Origin of the sequence: Microbacterium tenebrionis (genome assembly GCF_020682665.1) — a bacterium.
GTDB lineage: Bacteria > Actinomycetota > Actinomycetes > Actinomycetales > Microbacteriaceae > Microbacterium > Microbacterium tenebrionis.
Map to the genome: position 1 here is coordinate 436799 of NZ_JAGTTM010000002.1, position 19456 is coordinate 456254.

The window sequence follows — 19456 nt, forward strand, 5'->3', positions numbered from 1 at the left end:
GCGGCGCCATCGTCCTGGCCGCATACTCCCCCGATCCGGAGCTCTTCCGCATCCAATTGCGCTCGTTGCAGGACCAGAGTGTTCGTGATTGGGAATGCATCATCTCTGTCGACGGCGAGCGAGATGCAGTGGAGAGTCTTGTCGCCGGCGTTGTCGCCGGTGACGAGCGCTTCCGGGTTGTGGGCGATGACGCACGCCGCGGTTTCTACCGCAATTTCGAGTACGGGCTCCGCGCCGTCCCCGCGAATGCCGCCTGGATAGCCCTCTGCGATCAGGATGATCGGTGGGAACCGAGCAAGATCGCGGACCTCCTACCCCACCTGAAAGAGGTGTCGCTGATCTCCGGACAGGCGCGCTTGGTGCGCTATCCGTCCGGCGAGGTCACCGGGGTGACCGACCGCGTCGATCACGGCGCCGTCCTCACGCTGCTGTCGAATCAGTTCACCGGTTCACTGTGCGTGTTCGACAGAGAGATTCTCGCCACGGCGCTTCCGTTTCCCCACGTCTCGAGCCGCGTCGCCACGCACGACCACTGGTTGGCAGTGGTCGCGGGCGCGTATCGCGGCACGCGGATCGTCGACGAGGTCGTACAGGATTACGTGCAGCACGATGCGAATGTGTTCGGCGATCCCAGTCGCCTGGAGAGCGCGGGCCTCGCCGCGTCAGTGCGCAATGTGCTCTCGCTGGCCGAGCGCTACGAGGGCTCTCGCTCCCCTCTGGCGTTGATGCGCATGACCTTCTGGACGTACGTCGGTTGGCGACAGGTCATGGTCGACACGCTGCGGTCGCGCAAGGGACTGCCCGATCAGCGGATCGAGGCGGCATTCGGCGTCGAACGCCGCTGGCCGGCGCTGAACGCGCTGCTACGCAGAGCTGCCCGGTCAGGCGTGGTGCCCGCCCGTTTCGTTCTGGAGTACCGCGCGAGTTGGCTCGCTGGTCTGCTCAGCGGTGGGCGCCACGCCGCCCGCGACGCGGCTCACCGCTCGCCCTGATCCTCACCCGCACGGTCTTCGAGTCGCCGCACACGTTCGCTCAGGGTTTCGCTCTCCGCGCGCAGGATCGCGGATTCTTCCGCAAGACGACGCACTTCTTCTTCGGCGCCGCTCAGCTCCCACGACAGGTGCAACGCGACGCCCATGAGCAGAAGGATCGCCGCGGCGAAGAGCAGGTTCGACGGCAACTGCACTCCCAGCGCCACGGTGAGCGCCTCCCAGAGCCCGGGGAAGATGCCAGCGATGAGCACAGCAAGTGCGATGACCAGCCAGAGCACCGCATACTTCTCGCGCAGTCGCCTCGTCAGCAGCATCCACAGCACGAAGGCGATGATGATGGCGGCAAGGACGATTCCCGCGATCGCGATCATTCGGCGCTCCCTTCGAGCGGTGTCCGTCGTCGAGGATTGCGCATGACCGCGAGCAGCAGTGCGAATGCCGAACGCAGCAGGTAGATGGCGGCGCCGATCGGATGCTGACTGGGGGTGCCATGGGAACGCGGCCGCATCGCGACGGGAACCTGGGTGACGGTGAGTCCGGCGTGCACCGCTGCCACGAGCGAATCGAGCGTGTCGCCGAGGTATTCGGCCGGGTAGTACGACACGTACTGTTCGATGGCGCGCCGGTCGGCGGCGCGAAAGCCGCTCGTGACATCAGTCAGCCGCGTCTTCGCGATCCGTGAGACGACCTTGGCGAGGACCACCATCGCCCAGCGCCGTGGACCGCGCACGGTGTAATCGCCGACATCGGCGAAGCGCGCACCGATCGAGATGTCTGCGTGCTCAAGGCCCGCCAGCACCTCGGCGATATCCGCCGGATCATGCTGACCGTCCGCGTCGACCTGGATCGCCTGCTGGTATCCGTGCCGTGCGGCGTAGGTGAAGCCCGTACGCATCGCGCCACCAACGCCGAGGTTGAATGGAAGGCGGAGAACGACGGCGCCGGCCGCTGCGGCGATATCAGCAGTCGCGTCCTTCGACCCGTCGTCGATGACGACGACGTCGTACTCAGGCGACGCGCGACGGATCTCCTGGACGGTCGTGGCGACGCTGTGCTGCTCGTTCCAGGCAGGCACGATCACGAGGACCTGTTTCGACGTCGCGGTCATGTTCGGTCTGTTCCATTCGTATCACTGGCGTCCACAGGCGACAACCTCATACAGTTTCGCATCTCCCTCGCTGTCGATGAGTCGCACAGCCGAGGAGTGCTCGAGATCGACGAGGCCCGGCAGCGGATTCGAACCTCCATGGACCTCACGTTCTCCGAAGTCCAGCACGTACCAGGCATCGAGGGATTCGATCGCCTGGCACACGTCGGGATCGTCTTCCGCATCGGAGAGATGATCGTTGATCTCTGCCATATCGCCCGACACTTCGACGAGGATATGCCGCATGAGAACGTCGCGTCCCGAGATCGCGTAGGCGAGTCCGGCGCCGGTATAGGGGTTCCCGGCGATCGTGACGTCCTCCGGCACCTCATCGCCGAGACGCTCGAGGAGAGCGAGCTCGTCGGCGCTCAGCAGGGGCGAGTCCCCATTCATCACGAAGGATCCATGTGCCGATTCCACAGCCGGCGGCACGACGGGGAGAGTGAAGGCGCACAAGGCGATGATGGAGGCGACCCCGGCGATCGCGGCCCGCGCGAACCGATTGGTCCGCAACCGCGGAATGCGGAACAGGTATTCGAGCGCAGCTCTCGCCGTACGGGCGAGCCCGAACGCTGCCAGCGGAAGGAGCGCGATGGCGAACAGCGCCGCGAGGCGAGGCCAGTTGTTGTACCAGCTGCCCGTTAGTGCGTCTCTCACCGTGCCCCACGGCGCGGCGATGACGATGACGTAGAGCGCCGCGCCGACTACCCACATCGCGGTAGCTATGAACGTCGCGACGCGGCGCTCGCGAATCGTCCAGTAGAGCCCGAGGAGGACGGAAGCGGCAACCAGCCAGGCGGCGGTGCTGTAGTAGAGCTGCACGCTCAAGGCGCTGCCGAGCGCGGTCGGGATATCCATCGCCGTCGGCCACAGACGGGTCGGCAGCGGGGGACGCAGCATCTTGAGCAGCAGCACGCCGATCGCGCCATAGGCGAGTAGCAGGACGACAGGAACGATTCTGGTGCGCCAGCCGGTCGCCGCGCGCCACATGCGGATGAGACCCCAGACGACCATGGGCAGGCTCAGTGCCAGCCACCCGACGAAACCACCCGGGTGCGCGAGCGCGAGCCCCGGTATCGTCCCGATGACGACGACGCACCACCACCACCATGGAATGACCACGTCACGCCATCCGATCTGGAACGCGGAGGCGGTGGCCGCGAGCGCCACCGGCAGCAGCGCGAGTGCGAGCTGATACGGGTACAGGACGCCATAGTGCATCGGCAGAAGAGGGAACGCTGGCACCGACGCCGAAATGATTCCCGACGCGACGGTGACGGAGCGGTTCGCTCCGATCAGCACTCGTGCGAGCAGCACTGCACCCAGGGGCCATATCAAGGCGGAGATCACCAGAGTCTGCGCGTTGATGGCGAGCGCGACGCCTGCGCCGCTGAGCTGCACGATCAGTGCCGCGAAAGCGTGCCAGGCCGAGGGGTAGAACGCCACCCCTCCGCTCGGACTCGTCATCCGGCCGAGTTCGAGGGGGGAAACGGTCCCGGTATCGGTGACATAGCGGATCGCGTTGAGATGGAAGACGTTGTCGAACGTCTGTGAAATCGCGTCCGGGGCACCGATGACCGTCGACACCTGAATCGCGAGGACGACAGCGATCACGGCGACGGTGCCGATCGTCCACTTCTCGAGCCCGACATTGCGGATGGCCGGCACCGGACGCACGCCCGCGAGTCTGCGCACGACGAGGATCATCACGGCTATCACGAGCATCGAGAGCAGCGCGGGAAGGATCGTCCACGCGAGCCCGGTCCATCCGGACACCACCGTCGCGATGCCGATCACGGTCATCGCGAACGCGGGTGTGACCGCCCAGACCCAGAGCCCGCGCAGTCCCATGAGCCACGCCAGTGGCGCACCGAGGATTGCGAGCACGACAACACCGACGAGGGCCGGCCAGAGGGCACCGAGCATTTCCACGAAAAGAACACCTTCCGACCGGGATCGCAGACCAGGATATCCGGCGATGCTCTGCGCCGCCTCGGCGACCTCCCGGGGATGTGTGTCACGATGGAGTCGTGAAGGGCATCATTCTCGCCGGTGGTTCGGGTACGCGTCTGCATCCGATCACATTGGGCGTCTCCAAGCAGTTGATTCCGGTGTACGACAAGCCGATGGTGTACTACCCGTTGTCGACGTTGATGCTCGCGGGCATCCGGGACATTCTCGTGATCACGACGCCGCATGATGCGGAGCATTTCGTGCGTCTGCTCGGCGACGGTTCCCAGTTCGGTATCAATCTGTCCTTCGCGCAGCAGCCGTCTCCGGATGGGCTGGCGCAGGCGTTCACGATCGGCGCGGATTTCATCGGTGGTGACAGTGTCGCGCTCGTGCTGGGCGACAACTTGCTCTACGGACCCGGGCTCGGCAGTCGCCTTCAGCGATTCGAGAACATCGACGGCGGAGCAGTCTTCGCATATTGGGTTGCTGAGCCCCAGGCGTACGGCGTGGTGGAGTTCGACGCCGACGGGAGGGCGATCTCGCTGGAGGAGAAGCCGGCGGCCCCCAAGAGCAACTACGCCGTGCCCGGTCTGTATTTCTACGACAACGATGTGGTCGAGATCGCACGCAACCTCGCCCCGAGCGCGCGCGGCGAGTACGAGATCACCGACGTGAACCGCGCCTACCTGGAACGGGACAAGCTGCAGGTCGAGGTGCTGCCCCGCGGCACCGCCTGGCTGGACACCGGCACCTTCGATCAGATGACGGACGCTGCGGATTATGTGCGCACGATGGAACGGCGCACCGCACTGAAGATCGGCGTCCCCGAAGAGATCGCGTGGCGACAGGGCTACCTCACCGACGACGAATTGCGCGAACGCGCAGAGAAGCTGGTCAAGTCCGGGTACGGCAGCTACCTTCTCGACACGCTCAAGAGAGGGCACGCATGAGCCGTCTGCTCGTCACAGGAGGGGCCGGATTCATCGGCTCGAACTTCGTCCACCACGTGGTGGGGAACACCGATCATCACGTCACGGTTCTGGACGCGTTGACGTATGCGGGCAACCGGGCGTCTCTTGCAGGTCTGCCCGAGGACCGGGTTGCGTTCGTGCACGGCGATATCACTGACGCGGCGCTCGTGGATGAGCTGTTCAGCGAGGCGGATGCTGTGGTGCACTATGCCGCTGAGTCCCACAACGACAATTCACTGCACGACCCGCGGCCGTTCCTCGACACGAACATCGTCGGTACGTACACGTTGCTCGAAGCCGCCCGTAAGCATGACACCCGTCTGCATCACATCTCCACAGATGAGGTGTACGGGGATCTGGAACTCGATGATCCGGAGCGGTTCACGGAGAACACGCCGTACAACCCTTCATCCCCGTACTCGTCGACGAAAGCCGGCAGCGATCTGCTGGTGCGGGCGTGGGTGCGTTCATTCGGCGTACGGGCGACGATCTCGAACTGTTCGAACAACTACGGGCCCTTCCAGCACGTGGAGAAGTTCATCCCCCGGCAGATCACGAACGTGATCCGAGGCATCCGCCCCAAGCTCTACGGCGCCGGCGAGAATGTGCGCGACTGGATCCATGCTGACGACCACTCCTCCGCCGTGCTCACCATCCTCGACAAGGGCGTCATCGGGGAGACCTACCTCATCGGCGCGGACGGAGAGCGCAACAACAAGGATGTCGTCGAGTTGATCCTGCAGATCATGGGTCAGCCTGCGGACGCGTACGACCACGTCACCGACCGTGCCGGGCACGACCTGCGCTACGCGATCGACTCCACCAAGCTGCGGACCGAGCTCGGCTGGGCTCCCTCGTTCGGAGACTTCGAGTCGGGGCTGTCCGCGACCATCGAATGGTACCGCGACAACGAGAGCTGGTGGGCGCCGTCCAAGGACGGCGTCGAGGCGTTCTACGCGGAGAAGGGCCAGTGAGCGAGATCTTCGGCAAAGCGCTGCAGCGCATCGAGACGCCGATCCCGGGGCTGGTGCTGTTCGAGCTGCCCGTGCACGGCGATTCACGCGGCTGGTTCAAGGAGAACTGGCAGCGCGAGAAGATGGTCGCCCTCGGCCTCGAAGACTTCGGCCCCGTGCAGAACAACATCTCGTTCAACGATGCCGTCGGCACCACCCGGGGCATACACGCGGAGCCTTGGGACAAGTGGGTCTCAGTCGCCACCGGACGTATTTTCGGAGCCTGGGTGGACCTGCGCGAAGGACCGACATTCGGCGCGGTCTTCACCACTGAGATCGACCCGTCACGCGCGATCTTCGTGCCACGCGGCGTCGGCAATTCGTATCAGACTCTCGAACCCGACACCGCGTACGCCTACCTGGTCAACGACCACTGGTCGCCTGACGCCGAGTACGCGTTCCTGAACCTCGCCGATGAGACGGTCGCGGTCGAGTGGCCCATCCCGCTCAGCGAGGTGGAGATCTCCGACAAGGACAGAGCTCACCCGCGGCTGGCGGATGTCACCCCGATCCCCCCGCGCAAGATACTCGTGCTCGGTGCTGCGGGACAACTCGGCCTAGCGCTGCGGAAGCAACTCGGCGAGGCCCCACATATCGAGTACGCGACTCGCGCCGACCTCGACGTCACCTCACCCAGCCTCGACGAGGCACGCCGCTGGAGGGACTACGGCCTCATCATCAACGCTGCTGCGTTCACAGCAGTAGACCTCGCTGAGACGCCGGATGGCCGGGAAGCCGCCTGGTCAGCGAACGCCACCGCTGTCGCCGCGATCTCGCGGATCGCAGATCGATACGGCGTCACTCTCGTGCACGTGTCGAGCGACTACGTGTTCGATGGCACACAAGACGATGCATACTCCGAGTCGGCGCCGCTACGACCGTTGGGCGTGTACGGACAGACCAAGGCAGCCGGAGATCTGGCGGCTTCGACTGCGGCCCGCCACTATATTGTCAGGACGTCCTGGGTGATCGGGGACGGCTCGAACTTTGTACGCACGATGCACTCGCTTGCGCGACGCGGCATCGACCCGCGTGTCGTCGGAGATCAGGTCGGGCGTCTCACGTTCACGTCCGATCTCGCGGAGGCGATCGTGCACCTCTACCGGAGCAAGGCTGCGTATGGCATCTACAACGTGACCGGCACCGGAGAACCCGCCTCATGGGCGCAGGTCGCAAAAGATGTCTTCCGGCTCGCAGGACGCGAACCCGAGCGGGTTGCTGCTGTCAGCACCGAAGACTACTTCTCCTCCGCTCCCGGGCCGGTAGCCGACCGTCCACGCAACAGCGTGCTGGATCTTTCGAAGATCGTGGCAAGCGGATTCACGCCGAGGCCATTCAGCGAATCCCTGGCTGCGTATATCGACCACCTGGAAAGGAACGCCGAGTGAAGTTGAGTGTTATCGGGTGCGGCTACCTCGGCGCCGTGCACGCAACCGCGATGGCCTCGATAGGCCACGAGGTCGTGGGTATCGATGTCGACCCAGACAGGATTGCACTTCTGTCCGCGGGAAAAGCCCCCTTCTACGAGCCCGGATTCGACGACTTGCTTCGAGAGACGATCTCGACCGGGCGTCTACGGTTCACCACTGACCCGAGTGAGCTGGAAACCGCCACCGTGCATTTTCTCGCTGTCGGGACTCCGCAGCGCCAGAACGAGGACAGCGCCGACCTTCGCTACATCGATGCTGCAGTCGAGAGCCTCCTCCCGAATCTCGCCGAGCACTCGCTGGTGGTCGGCAAGTCGACTGTACCTGTGGGCACCGCACAACGTCTCGCGAGCATCATCGAGCAGACTGGTGCGCGGTTGGCCTGGAATCCTGAGTTCCTGCGCGAAGGGTTCGCCGTGCAAGACACGCTCGAACCCGACCGAATCGTCTACGGTGTCAGCCACCCTGATGGTGCGGAAGTCGAGCTTCTTGACAGAGTTTACGCACCGACGCTCGCTCTGGGCGTGCCGAGGCTCATCATGGACTACGCCACGGCGGAACTTGTGAAAGTCGCCGCCAATGCGTTCCTCGCTACCAAGATCTCGTTCATCAACGCGATGGCTGAGATCGCCGATGCCACGGGTGCAGATGTCTCCCAACTCGCCGACGCCATCGGCCATGATGCGCGTATCGGTCGCCGCTTCCTCAACGCCGGGCTCGGGTTCGGCGGCGGTTGTCTCCCGAAGGACATCCGAGCATTCGCTGCTCGCGGTGAAGAGCTCGGGCATGGAGCTTCTCTTCGGTTCCTCCGTGAGGTCGACGAGATCAATCTGCGCCAGCGCACTCGCCTCATCGAGACGATATCGGAACACCTCGACTCCAGCGTCGTCGGGCGGCGCATCGCGATCCTCGGGCTGGCGTTCAAGCCGAACTCCGACGACACGCGAGATTCGCCAGCGCTTGAGGTCGCAACGCGATTGCATGCAATGGGCGCAGAAGTCATCTGCTACGACCCGGAAGCGATCACGACCGCACGCGCAGCTCGCCCTCACCTGAACTTCGCTGACAGCATCGAGAGTGCCCTCACGGGAGCCGACATCACCGTGATCGCTACGGAGTGGGACCAGTTCCGGACTCTCGATCCGGCCGCTGTGTCCGACCTCGTCGGCCAGCGAATCGTCATCGATGGGCGCAACTGCCTCGATCCCGCACTTTGGCGAGCAGGAGGTTGGACGTACCGTGGCCTCGGTCGGCGCTGACCCCGGCATCACGCGCGCTGAACCCCGTCCTCACGCTCCTAGTGCGCCGCGCACCGATATCCAGGCGCTTCGTGCGTTCGCTGTCGCAGCCGTCGTTCTGTTCCATGTCTGGCCGTTAGCGATCACCGGAGGGTACGTCGGCGTCGACGTGTTCTTCGTCATCTCCGGGTACCTGATCACCGGTCAGCTGGTGCGTCTTCGTGCCCAGGGTACGCTTCGTCTGGGCGCGTTCTGGGCGGCACGCGCACGGCGGCTGCTGCCAGCCGCGCTGCTCGTGCTGCTCGCCAGCACCGCCCTGACGCTTGCGTTCGCCCCGGCATCGCTCGTCACGCAGTACTTGCGTTCGATCGTCGGAAGCACTCTCTACGTTGAGAATTGGGTGCTCGCCGCGGATGCAGTCGACTATCTGGGTGCAGACAACGCGCCTCCGATCGCGCAGCACTACTGGTCGCTTTCAGTTGAAGAGCAGTTCTACGTGCTCTGGCCCCTGCTGATACTGCTGATGACCTCCGCCGCGATCGTCCGGCGAGTGGGTCGCTCCTCGTTGCTCGCTTCCGTCGTGATTATCAGCGGATTGAGCCTCCTGCTCAGCCTGGTGACGACGTTCACAGCGCCTTCGTTTGCGTATTTCGCAACCCCCGTTCGAATGTGGGAGTTCGGGTTCGGTGCCGTCGTCGCGATTCTCCCCACCCTGCTCATCGCCCCCGCTACGCGCACGGCGATCTGGCTGGTGAGTTGGACGGGCTTGCTCTACTCGGCATTCTTCTTCAACGCGGAGACCCCCTTCCCCGGTATGGCCGCCATCCTCCCCGTCACTGCAACGGCTGCCTTGATCTGGATCGGTCCAGAACCCCCGTTCCGCCTTGCGAGCGCGGCACAGTGGCGCCCGATCCAATGGATCGGTGACAACTCCTACGGAATCTACCTCTGGCACTGGCCGCTGATCGTGATAGCTCCGGCAATCGTCGCGGATGATCTCGAGCTCTGGCAGAACGTGTCCCTCGTGATCCTCACGGTCGCGCTCGCCGCCCTCGGCAAGCGCTTCGTCGAAGACCCAGTACGCTATGGTCGACTCGCCAGGGCACGCCCGCGCACGGTGTTGCTTTTGGCTGCTTCCGGCATGGTCGTGGTCCTTGCCGCCGCGGGATTGCCGGGCATTGTGATCACGACTTCCGTGCAGGCGCAGACGGCGCAGGCGCGAGAGGATGTACTCGATCCTGACTCTTGTCGCGGGGCCAATGCCCTCCTGAACTCGGAATGTGACAAGGAACGCGATCTCACCACAGGTGCGGACCAACTGATCCCTTCTCTCGCTGGTCTCTACGACGACACCGACGGGGCGTTCGCGTGCTATCAATCAGAGCAAGCTCGTATCGAGCCTTGCCGTATCGGCTCGAATGCCCCCGATGCGACCAGGATCGCGCTGACGGGTGATTCGCACGCCGCGATGCTGATACCGGGTCTGCGGGACGTAGCGGTCGCGGAGAACTGGGCCATCGACGTGTACGTGGGACGCGGTTGCGTCTGGTCTGCGGATTCCGATCCCACCTGCAGCGACCGCCAAGCCGCACTCGACTCCGACCTGCTCAGCAACGACTACAGCGCGATTCTTGTGACAGCTTGGAACCAGCCGGACGCCTCCGCGCAGATCCGGGAAGAGCGGGCTACTGAGTACGCTGCACGTTGGCGCACCGCGATCGACAACGGAATCATGGTGATTCCAATCCTCGACAACCCGTCGGTTCCGCAATCGTCGGCCGATTGCCTGGCGTCGACTTCGAGCTTCTCCCGCGAGACATGCTCGTTCCAGCGGTCCGATACCGGTCTCGAAGACCCCTTGGAGATCGCAACGCGCCAGGTGGGCGCGGAGTCGGTCGACCTTCGATCCGCGTACTGCGATTCAACTGGTACATGCCCCATGGTGTTAGGCGGCGTTGTCGTGTACCGGGATCTGCATCACATCACCGCAACGTTCAGCCACTCGCTCGCCGTCTACCTCGCCGAGGATGTTTCGAGAGTTCTGGCCGCATCCACATCGCCGCGTCCATAGGAGATCACGATGACCTCACTCGTTTCGATAGTGACCCGCACCAAGGATCGACCAGTTTTCCTCCGTCGCGCATTGGCGAGTATCGATGCTCAGACGCTTCGCGATTGGGAACTCGTCATCGTCAACGACGGAGGCGCGCCAGACGCCATTGATGCTCTGCTTTCCGAACTGAGCCCGGCGACCAGGTCCAGAATCCGCGTCGTCACCCACGATGAACCCAGGGGCCGATGGCAGGCCGCCAACGCCGGGATCAAGGCCTCTTCCGGCGACCTGCTCATACTTCACGATGATGACGATTCGTGGGCAGCGACTTTCCTCGAACGAGCATCCACGTACCTCGCCGCCAACCCCGACAGAGTCGGCGTCGTCTCTCGCATCGAGATCATCTGGGAGGAGCGGTGCGGAGACACGATCGTCGAGAAGAGCCGCGAACGGTTCCTGCCGGAATCCGTCGCGCCCCTGCTGATGGATCAGCAGCGCTTCAACCAGTTCGTCCCGATTTCGTTCCTCTATCGACGTTCGTTGCACGACGTGCTCGGGCTCTATACCGAGTCGCTCCCCGTCGTGGGCGACTGGGTGTTCAATACTCGGGTTCTGGAGCTGGGCCCTCTCGAGTACCTGGATCCAGCCCCGCTTGTGTACTGGCATCAACGACCTGGCGCCAGCGGCTCCGACGGGAACAGCGTCATCTCGGCCAGAGCGGAGCACGCGCGTGTCGACGCTCTCCTCCGAGATCAGCAGTTCCGAGATTACATCGCACAGCACGGTCCGGGCGGCGCGCTCTACTTTGAACGTCGACTGCGGCAGACGGAGGAACTTGTCAAGCGGGAGATGCAAGCGTTGCGTCATGACTCGATGCATCCACTACGCAGCGTGTATCGCCGCGCCCACAGCCTGTTCTCACGTCGCGTCAAGTAGGATCCCATGGTGCTTTCCGGTCCCCGTATCTGCGTGTTTCCGTCCTGGCTGGGCAATCCCTATTTGAACCTGATGAGTCTTGCGCCGTCGGCCGCAGGTTACGAAGTCATCGGACGTGCCGCCTATCAGTCCCTGCTCTCCTCACTTGCAGCGCTCGGTTCCGGTGACGTGCTCCACATCCACTGGACCTCGCCGATCGCGCAATCAGCCCGCAACAGCAGACAAGCGCAGCGACGCGTCCGCGACCTCGAATCGGCGCTGTCCGCCGCGCGGCTCCGAGGAGTGAAGGTGATCTGGACGGTGCACAACCGCCTCCCTCATGAATTGATGCACGCGGCGTCGGAGAAGCGCCTCTACGAAGTCCTCGCCGATGCATCAGATGTGATCCACGTCATGGCTCCGGCCACCGCAGAGCTTGTATCCGACGTGGTGACGCTTCCCGCCGAGAAGATCGTCCAGATCCCGCACCCCAGCTATCTCGGCGTGTACGACTCCGGCATCTCGCGGGAGGAAGCGCGACTGAGTTTTTCTCTGACAGACGACGATTTCGCGATTCTCTTCCTCGGCCAGATCCGCCCGTACAAGGGCATAGATCTGCTGTTGAAGGCCGTCGACGAGACAGTGCGCTCGGATGGCCGTCGCCCGATACTTCTTCTTGCCGGGTCTGCGAATGCCGAAGCCATCACCCAGTACGAGGAGCTGAGACCGGCCAACGTTCGTACGATCACCTCGTTCCAGTCGGTTCCGGATTCCGACGTGGCGAGATGGTACGGGGCGGCCGACGTCGCTGTCCTGCCGTACCGTGCGATTCTGAATTCTGGAAGCCTTCACCTGGCGGCGACGATGAACGTTCCAGCGATCCTGCCGGGCATTCCCCACCTGCAGGAGCAGTTCGGCGCGCAGCCGTGGGTTTCATTCTTCGACACCCAGAGGCCAACAGAATCTCTCGCCGAGCTGTTGAGTGAAGACAATCGGCTTGCCGCTCTCGCCCCCGATGTCTACGACCGTTTCAACGACGAGATCAGCCCCTGGACGGTGTCGCTCTCATACCTGCAGGTCCTGGACCGCATCGCCGGCTAGTTCCAGCGTCGGCGCACTGCCGACAGAGCCTTGAGCGCGAGTCGACGAGGCGCACGGACCACCCAGTGTGCGCGGCGCTCGAGTTGAATCCATGCGCCGGCTTGTTCATAGAGCACGTTTTCGAATGGTCGGTACTCGGGCACGTCGGCATCAGCGTATGCGGACACGATGGCTCCGTCCGCGAACAGGAAGGCGGGCTGCAGTGAAACGCCACGCGGAAGTCGTGAGATCGCGAACTCCACTTCGGAACTCGGCTCGCCCGATGCTGCAGTCCTCCTCACGGTCTTGGCGGGCTGCACGACGTGGCCGGGTGCCCATAGCACCGGAGCCGCTTCCTCGGACGAATCTCGGATGCGAAGGCGCAGCGGATCGCCCCCGAACAAGGGCGTCACAGTGCCCTCGACGGTCCGCTGACGATGAGCCGCTCCAGCGATGTCCCCACCGCTGAGCTCGGGGACCAGCGAACGAATGGCCGGGCCGAAGCGCACGCTTGCCGCAGTAGCCAGCTCGACCCAGGCGGCTTCAATCTCCGGTCCCTCGATGCGTACGTTCTTCAACGTGCGGGCGACTCCGATGCACAGCTCGTCCTCAGGGACAGCATCCGGGCTCGACGCATCGAGGCTCGAGAGAAGAGCTCGAGTGGCGCGAAGCCGAATGAGCCCCTCATCGTTGCGCCAGACACCGCCATCCACCGTTTGGGCCACCGCACGCGCCGCAAGCGAGTCTCCGGATGCGAGGAGCCGCATCGTCAGACGCTTCCGCGCGTCGATCCAGGTAGCGGGCGGCTCGATCTTCGACAGCAGCTCCGAGACGTGATCAGACACCTTGTCCGAGTCCGCCCCGTGCTCAGTCAGCACTGCCAAGTACTTGCGCGCGTGGAAGAAGCCGTCGCGGTCGTAGATCAGAGCGGAGTATCGCGCGGCCAACTCCGTGTCATGCACCGAAGCGATCAGGTCGGCACACGCCATCTCCTGGGACAGATAGCTCAAGAACGACGCAGACGACGAGGCCTTCGCCGTCATAGAAGTGTTGCCGGGCCGGTCCCGGTACAGGTACACGACATCGTCGATCACATCGATGGCATCGGCCATGATGTATGCAGTCATCATCGGCACGATGTCGTTCGATCGCGGAACATCCGGGAAACGGATGCCGTGCCGATTCCAGAAGCCCCGATCGAATGCCTTGTTCCAGCACGGTCTGCTGAAGATCATCGTCGGAGCCTCAACGAGAGTCACACCCCGTACCGCATGATCGAACACGCGCATGCTTGCAGTGGGTCGCCAGGTTCTCGTGGGTGAGAATTTGAGGTAGTCGCCGATTGCAACATCAGACCCGCTGTCGGTCAGCGAGGAGACGAGCGCTCGATAGGCCCCGCGAGGCACGATGTCGTCGCCGTCGGCGAAGACGATGTATTTTCCGCGCGCGCGCGCCACGCCTTCGTTCCGCGCTGACCCGCCGCCCTTGCTCTGCGCTCGCACTACGGTGACTCGATCGTCCTTCGCAGCGATGCTCTCCACCAGCTCAGGGGTGCCATCAACCGAGCCGTCGTCCACGACGATGATCTCCATACCGTCGACATCCTGCACGAGTATCGACCGCAAGGTCTCCTTGATCCAGCCGCGAACATTGTGCGTGGGGATGATCACCGAGAGAGTGCATCCCGTTTCCGCTTGAAGCTGCGAAGCCGCCATCGTCATCGCCGGCTCTTCTTGAGAACGTCGATCGCATCGACGATAGGACCATCGAAGATTTTCCGCCCGCGGTTGATCACGATTCCTCTCTCACACAGTTCCTCGACCATCTTCATGTCATGACTGACGACCAGCATCGTCACGCCGGTTTCCGCGAGTTGCTGGATCCGCACGCGACATTTTTCACGGAATGGTGCGTCGCCGACGGATAGCACCTCGTCGACGAGCAGTATGTCGAGGTCCACATGTATGGCGACCGAGAATGCGAGGCGCATGAACATGCCCGAGGAATAATGTTTGACCTCCTGATCGATGAAATCACCGATCTCGGAGAACTCCAGAATCTCATCGAAACGCGCTTCGGTTTCCGCGCGGCTCATCCCCAGAATCGCTGCGTTCAGGAATACGTTCTCGCGCCCTGTCAGATCAGGGTGGAATCCCGCACCGACCTCGATCAGCCCTGCAACTCTGCCTCGAGTGAGGACGATACCCTCGTCGGGCTCGAGCACACCGGAGACCAGTTTGAGCGAGGTCGACTTTCCAGAACCGTTGAACCCGAGCACCGCGACCGACTCGCCCTCGCCGACCTGGAAGGTGACGTCCTCCAGAGCTGTGAACGAGTCCGCCCTGACCTTCCGCCCTCGCAACCAGCCGACGAACGCTTCCTTGAACGAATGCGAGTTGCGCTTGATGAAGCGTTTGGTGACATGGTCGACGATGATGCTCGGCGTCGACTGAGTGAGAACCTCGATTTCCGACATCACAGATCCTGCGCGAACGTTCGCTCGTAATGACGGAACACAGCCTGTCCGATCAGCAAGATGCACAGCGTGAGGATGACAGCGCAGAGGGATGCCCATCCGAAGAAGGACGGAAGCCCCTCCGTCGTGTCGACGGTCGGCTCCCAGAAGGCGACATGGAAGAGTTCGACCGCAACGGTGATCGGGTTGACGGTGTACAGGAAGGTCGCCCAGGGATAATTGTGAAATGTTTCAGCGATGAGGACCCAGCTGTAGAGCACAGGTGATGTCCATGTGGAGAACATCTTGATCAGGTCGACGAAATTCTGCGCGTCCCGGTAGCGAACGTTCAATCCGCTGAAGAGCATACCCAGACCGAGCGAGAACGCGAGAATCAGGAAAAGTCCCAAGAGAGCTCCGACGAGGCCAGCAACCGTGGGCACCCATCCGATCAGCAAACACACCACGAGCAGGATTGCCATCTGCGGAAGGAAGTGGATGACCGCTCCGACGATGGCCGCAACGGGGAAGAGTTCACGCGGCATGTAGATCTTGCGCACAAGCGCCCGGTTGTCCACGATCGAGTTCGTCGCGTTCCCGAACGCCTCGTTGAACAAGTTGACGATCACGATGCCGCTGAACAGGTACACCGCATAGTTCTCAAGACGATGGTTCTGAAGAACGATCCCCATCACGAAGTAATAGATGGCGAACTGCGACGCCGGCTTCACATACGACCAGATCCAGCCCAGAGTGGAATTCCGATACCGAGTCGCCGTCCCCTTGCGGATGAGAACCCGAAGCAGGTAGCGCCACCGGAATACATCAAGCAAGCCACTTCCGCGGCCAGGCCGATCGTACATCGAGACATCGACGAACGTCCCTGCCAATTGCGGTCCTCTCCTCCACGGGCGACCGCAATTCGCGCAGACGCCCGCAACAGTCTATCCGGGCAACCTGTGAGTCTCTCAGCCGACGCGTCGCGTGCGAAGCACATCGTCGAGCAGCGTGCGCGCCCTGGCGTCGAACGAGTGGACCGACGCAACGCGGGAAGCCATCGTCGCCATCTCGACGTCGCCCGGCCACTGAGTCGAGTCCGCCGCTAGCAACGCTTTCAGCTCGTCCGCGCTCGAATACGTGCGGACTTGGTCGCCGAAGATCTCGTGCAATCCCGCAACGTCATCACTGACGATCCTCGCCCCAGTCGCAGCGGCGTCGAACAGCCGGTTGGAAAGAAAGCCACCGCGGCGCATGTCGTCCCAATGATCGTTGAGCACGACACGGGCGCCGGAGTATGCCTGCGGCAGCAAGGTGTTGGGTATCGATGCTCCGCGTATGTGTCGCGAGTCCAGATAGCGCTCCCAACCGTCGTCACCATAGACGCTGAGCTCAGACGTCACCTCAGAAGCGTCGAGGACAATTGGTCGTCGTTCTCCTCGGGTACGACCGACGAAGAGGACGCCTCGTCTGACGCGTGCGTTCCCTTCGTTGCGGAAGCGCGTCGAATCCGTTGCTTGGAGCAGGGGCAGCACCTCGACACGGGACAGGGCCGCCTGTTCTTTCGCCCACACGGGCCCCGCCGAGTAGACGCGGTCCCAGCCTGCGCTCAGCTCATCGATCGTCACACGATCCGGATGAGAGATGACCCAGAGTAGGTTCGTGGCACCGGGCTGCGGTGTATAACGCTGCAGGCCCCGCAGGGTGAGCGTTATGTCGTCCCAGCCGGAAGATTCCGGTCGTTCCCAAGAACTCGTCCGATCGAGCAACACTTGCTGCCCGAGTCTCCGGAGTGCTGCTGCAAGGTCGGCGGCAAAAAACGAATCACCCCAGAGGTCGCCTCCAATCGTGCCAGGGCTCGAGAACTTTATCGCCCACCGCAGTCGCGGTGGGTGCTCGACGACCCGAACGGCGGCGCGTTCGATCCGCCACTCGGGCTCGCGCAGATCGGCCGTCTGCTTGGGGAGCCAGCGCACATCGGCAACGCGGAGGCCTGTGCCATCGAGAACGTGACGGTCGTCGAGTTCCGTCAGCAGCTCATGACGCCACCGCTGGGCGAACCGGTGCCGATTCGGCGTCACGTGCGCGAATCGCCCCTCTGTCTTGCTCTCCAGATGGACTACTCTCGCCCCCATCGCTAGGCGAAGCGGGCGTCGCGTCTGCTGCTTCAACCGCAGACACAGATCGATGTCCTCCATGCCGTTGACGTACTCGGCATCGAATCCTCCCGCCTCCAGGTAATCGAATCGCCTAACTGCCAGACAAGCTGCCGTCAGTGCCGAGAAGTTGTAGTCGCCCAGCTCGACCGGCACGTCGTCGAGGTGGAAGCCGCTGAACAGGTGTCGGGGCATCGACAGTCCACCAGCGAACACCGTTCCCGCCGATTGAACGGTGCGGTCGGCAAAGAGCAGCATCGGCTGCGCCGCTGCTGCCGAGGGAAGAACAGACAGCAGGACGTCGAGCCAGGCCTCCTGCACGAGCGTGTCGTTGTTGAGGAAGACCACCGCATCCGACTTCGCGACGCGTGCTCCGAGATCACTGGCTACGGCGAAATCTGTGTTCCGGGGCAGCCGTACGAGCTGCACGCGAGAATCAGCAGCGAAGGCCTGACCGAGAATCGCGCCCACCGCGCGACGGGAACCGTTGTCGACAACGATCACTCCGACGTCCTGACTCGCCAGCACAGCTCGCACAGCTTCGAGCGTCATGCGCCAGTCCTGATAGGTGGGGATCACCACCGTCGCACGAAGACCGTCGGGCAAAGTGCATTCGATCTCAGGCATGTGATTCTTACGCGCGAGGTTCGCTCCGGCGCGATTCGCATGCACGTTCGCATCGTAGGCACGAGCCCAGAAGCGGTCGCCCTCGATCACCATCCCATCACCCGCGATGGCGAGTCGAGCGACGGCGTCAGCGTTGAGCCCATAGTCCCAACGTGCGTCAGGGGCGATCCGGTCGGTGCGGAACACGATCCCGGCCGCGTCGAGCCGAGAATGCCAGAGTGCGCTCGACAAGGAGCCCCACTGCTGCGGGGCATGAGGCGTGTAAGCGGCCGCCGCGGATGCCTGCGGGTTCGCCTCGAGCGCACGCGTCATGTCGATCAGGCCGTTGGGCTTCCACCGCTGGCCCGGTCGCCACAGCGTCCATGCAGGGAACCCGTTCTCCTCGACGAGCGCAGCCGCGGTCGCCCCGAACGGCGTGCCCAGCCCAGAGCTGCGGAACGAAACCCGTTGTCCGTCCAGTTGGACGGACAACGGCGGCTCGTGGCCGTCGTCTGCATCGGTTACGACGAAAACAGCGGCAGTGCCAGCATCTTGAACCTCCGTCAGCTCACGGAGCTCTTCGACGTGGGCCGGCGAGACCAGATGGCGGCCATCCACAATCACCGCGACGTCGAGGGGCGCCCCTCCTCGGAACGCCACTCGCCGCCCCTGCCGTGGTTCAGCCTCGAACGACGCGTCTGTGGATGCAGCCTCTCGCATGCTCCCCAACGAAATCTGTTCCTCGCCCTCGGGGAACACGGACTCATCGTCCTCCGCTTCAAGCAAATCGCCGAGCGAACGACCATCGCTGTGCGCAGGGCTGGTCGTGGAGTGCTCGCCTCCCAAGACGTATTGGAACAACTGGTTGAAGGCTCGCGGTCCGCGTTGCTGGGAGCGGTCGTGCGCAGCGTGCCACTCGGGCTCGAAAGCCCAGTTCGGAGTCAGGCCGTCGTTCTCGCCGGAGACAAGGTAGTCATCCAGTGCGGCGCGCCAGCTCAGGAAAGGTCGAGCGCGCCCGTAGTGCTCGAGATCGAAGAACCCGGCGGCTTCGATCCTGGGGACTACATGCGACGAGTCAGCCAACAGCGCGCGCAACTCTCCCCAGGTCATTCCGCCGCGCACGAGAAGGGCATCCCGTTCGGCCGCCGAAGCGGCCAGGAAATCAGCCGTCGAGCCGATGAGCGAGGTCTTGCCCGCCTCCCGCATTTCGCTCAGATCAGCGATTCCGACGAGCGCTCCCAATCGGGGACGCGCCTCGGCGACAGTGCCGAACTCCCGCAATTCATTGCGAAGCCGTACGGCCTCGTCCATCGACGATCGTGCCATCGGCCGATCGAGGAACGGGTGGGGAAGCACGCCTTCGCGCCACCCGTCAGACAGGTAGTGCTCCGCCGACGCGGCGTCGGTCTCGAACCGCATGCCGAGGAGAGCACCATAGTACTCCCGTGAAGTG

Annotated in this window: 15 protein-coding genes; 8 read left to right on the forward strand and 7 right to left on the reverse strand. The window is 63.5% G+C overall.

From position 1 onward, the window contains the following. Positions 1-65 precede the first annotated feature (65 nt). Positions 66-992 (forward strand): glycosyltransferase, encoded by a 927-nt coding sequence (locus KEC56_RS07435; RefSeq protein ID WP_264675129.1) that lies wholly within the window; start codon positions 66-68, stop codon positions 990-992. On the opposite strand, the gene KEC56_RS07440 is transcribed toward KEC56_RS07435, so the two are convergent. The 3 genes from KEC56_RS07440 to KEC56_RS07450 are packed head-to-tail and all read right to left on the reverse strand — an operon-like array spanning position 977 to position 4065. Next, positions 977-1363: a DUF2304 domain-containing protein gene (locus tag KEC56_RS07440; RefSeq protein WP_227530426.1), complete on the reverse strand. Its 387-nt coding sequence runs from the start codon at positions 1361-1363 to the stop codon at positions 977-979. The genes KEC56_RS07435 and KEC56_RS07440 overlap by 16 nt on opposite strands. After that, positions 1360-2100, reverse strand: a complete 741-nt coding sequence (locus KEC56_RS07445; RefSeq protein WP_227530427.1) for a glycosyltransferase family 2 protein — start codon at positions 2098-2100, stop codon at positions 1360-1362. Before KEC56_RS07445 ends, KEC56_RS07440 begins: the two co-directional genes overlap by 4 nt. Before the next feature lie 21 nt (positions 2101-2121). Beyond that, positions 2122-4065 carry a DUF6541 family protein gene (locus tag KEC56_RS07450; protein ID WP_308013008.1) on the reverse strand — a complete coding sequence of 648 codons (1944 nt, stop codon included), beginning with the start codon at positions 4063-4065 and terminating at the stop codon, positions 2122-2124. A gap of 104 nt (positions 4066-4169) precedes the next feature. Between KEC56_RS07450 and rfbA the strand changes: the two genes are divergently transcribed. The 7 genes from rfbA to KEC56_RS07485 are packed head-to-tail and all read left to right on the forward strand — an operon-like array spanning position 4170 to position 12810. Then, positions 4170-5042, forward strand: a complete 873-nt coding sequence (gene rfbA, locus KEC56_RS07455; protein WP_227530429.1) for a glucose-1-phosphate thymidylyltransferase RfbA — start codon at positions 4170-4172, stop codon at positions 5040-5042. Continuing rightward, positions 5039-6037 carry a dTDP-glucose 4,6-dehydratase gene (gene rfbB, locus KEC56_RS07460; RefSeq protein WP_175985915.1) on the forward strand — a complete coding sequence of 333 codons (999 nt, stop codon included), beginning with the start codon at positions 5039-5041 and terminating at the stop codon, positions 6035-6037. Before rfbA ends, rfbB begins: the two co-directional genes overlap by 4 nt. Continuing rightward, complete coding sequence (locus KEC56_RS07465) at positions 6034-7464, forward strand: sugar nucleotide-binding protein (protein WP_227530430.1); 1431 nt, start codon at positions 6034-6036, stop codon at positions 7462-7464. The genes rfbB and KEC56_RS07465 overlap by 4 nt, the downstream gene beginning before the upstream one ends. Then, positions 7461-8762 carry a UDP-glucose dehydrogenase family protein gene (locus KEC56_RS07470; protein ID WP_227530431.1) on the forward strand — a complete coding sequence of 434 codons (1302 nt, stop codon included), beginning with the start codon at positions 7461-7463 and terminating at the stop codon, positions 8760-8762. The genes KEC56_RS07465 and KEC56_RS07470 overlap by 4 nt, the downstream gene beginning before the upstream one ends. Then, positions 8689-10812, forward strand: coding sequence for an acyltransferase family protein (locus tag KEC56_RS07475; protein WP_227530432.1), 2124 nt, complete (start codon positions 8689-8691; stop codon positions 10810-10812). The genes KEC56_RS07470 and KEC56_RS07475 overlap by 74 nt, the downstream gene beginning before the upstream one ends. Before the next feature lie 30 nt (positions 10813-10842). Continuing rightward, positions 10843-11730: a glycosyltransferase gene (locus KEC56_RS07480; protein WP_308013005.1), complete on the forward strand. Its 888-nt coding sequence runs from the start codon at positions 10843-10845 to the stop codon at positions 11728-11730. A gap of 6 nt (positions 11731-11736) precedes the next feature. Then, on the forward strand, positions 11737-12810 hold the full coding sequence (locus KEC56_RS07485) for a glycosyltransferase (RefSeq protein ID WP_227530434.1): 1074 nt from the start codon (positions 11737-11739) through the stop codon (positions 12808-12810). Here KEC56_RS07485 and KEC56_RS07490 read toward each other — a convergent pair. From KEC56_RS07490 to KEC56_RS07505, 4 genes are all read right to left on the reverse strand, one after another. Further along, on the reverse strand, positions 12807-14510 hold the full coding sequence (locus KEC56_RS07490) for a glycosyltransferase family 2 protein (protein ID WP_227530435.1): 1704 nt from the start codon (positions 14508-14510) through the stop codon (positions 12807-12809). The two genes, KEC56_RS07485 and KEC56_RS07490, sit on opposite strands and share 4 nt — an antisense overlap. Beyond that, entirely contained in the window at positions 14507-15265 is a 759-nt protein-coding gene (locus KEC56_RS07495) for an ABC transporter ATP-binding protein (RefSeq protein WP_227530436.1), read from the reverse strand. Before KEC56_RS07495 ends, KEC56_RS07490 begins: the two co-directional genes overlap by 4 nt. Continuing rightward, positions 15265-16134: an ABC transporter permease gene (locus KEC56_RS07500; RefSeq protein ID WP_227530437.1), complete on the reverse strand. Its 870-nt coding sequence runs from the start codon at positions 16132-16134 to the stop codon at positions 15265-15267. Before KEC56_RS07500 ends, KEC56_RS07495 begins: the two co-directional genes overlap by 1 nt. A gap of 78 nt (positions 16135-16212) precedes the next feature. After that, complete coding sequence (locus tag KEC56_RS07505) at positions 16213-19422, reverse strand: glycosyltransferase (protein WP_227530438.1); 3210 nt, start codon at positions 19420-19422, stop codon at positions 16213-16215. Positions 19423-19456 lie beyond the last annotated feature (34 nt).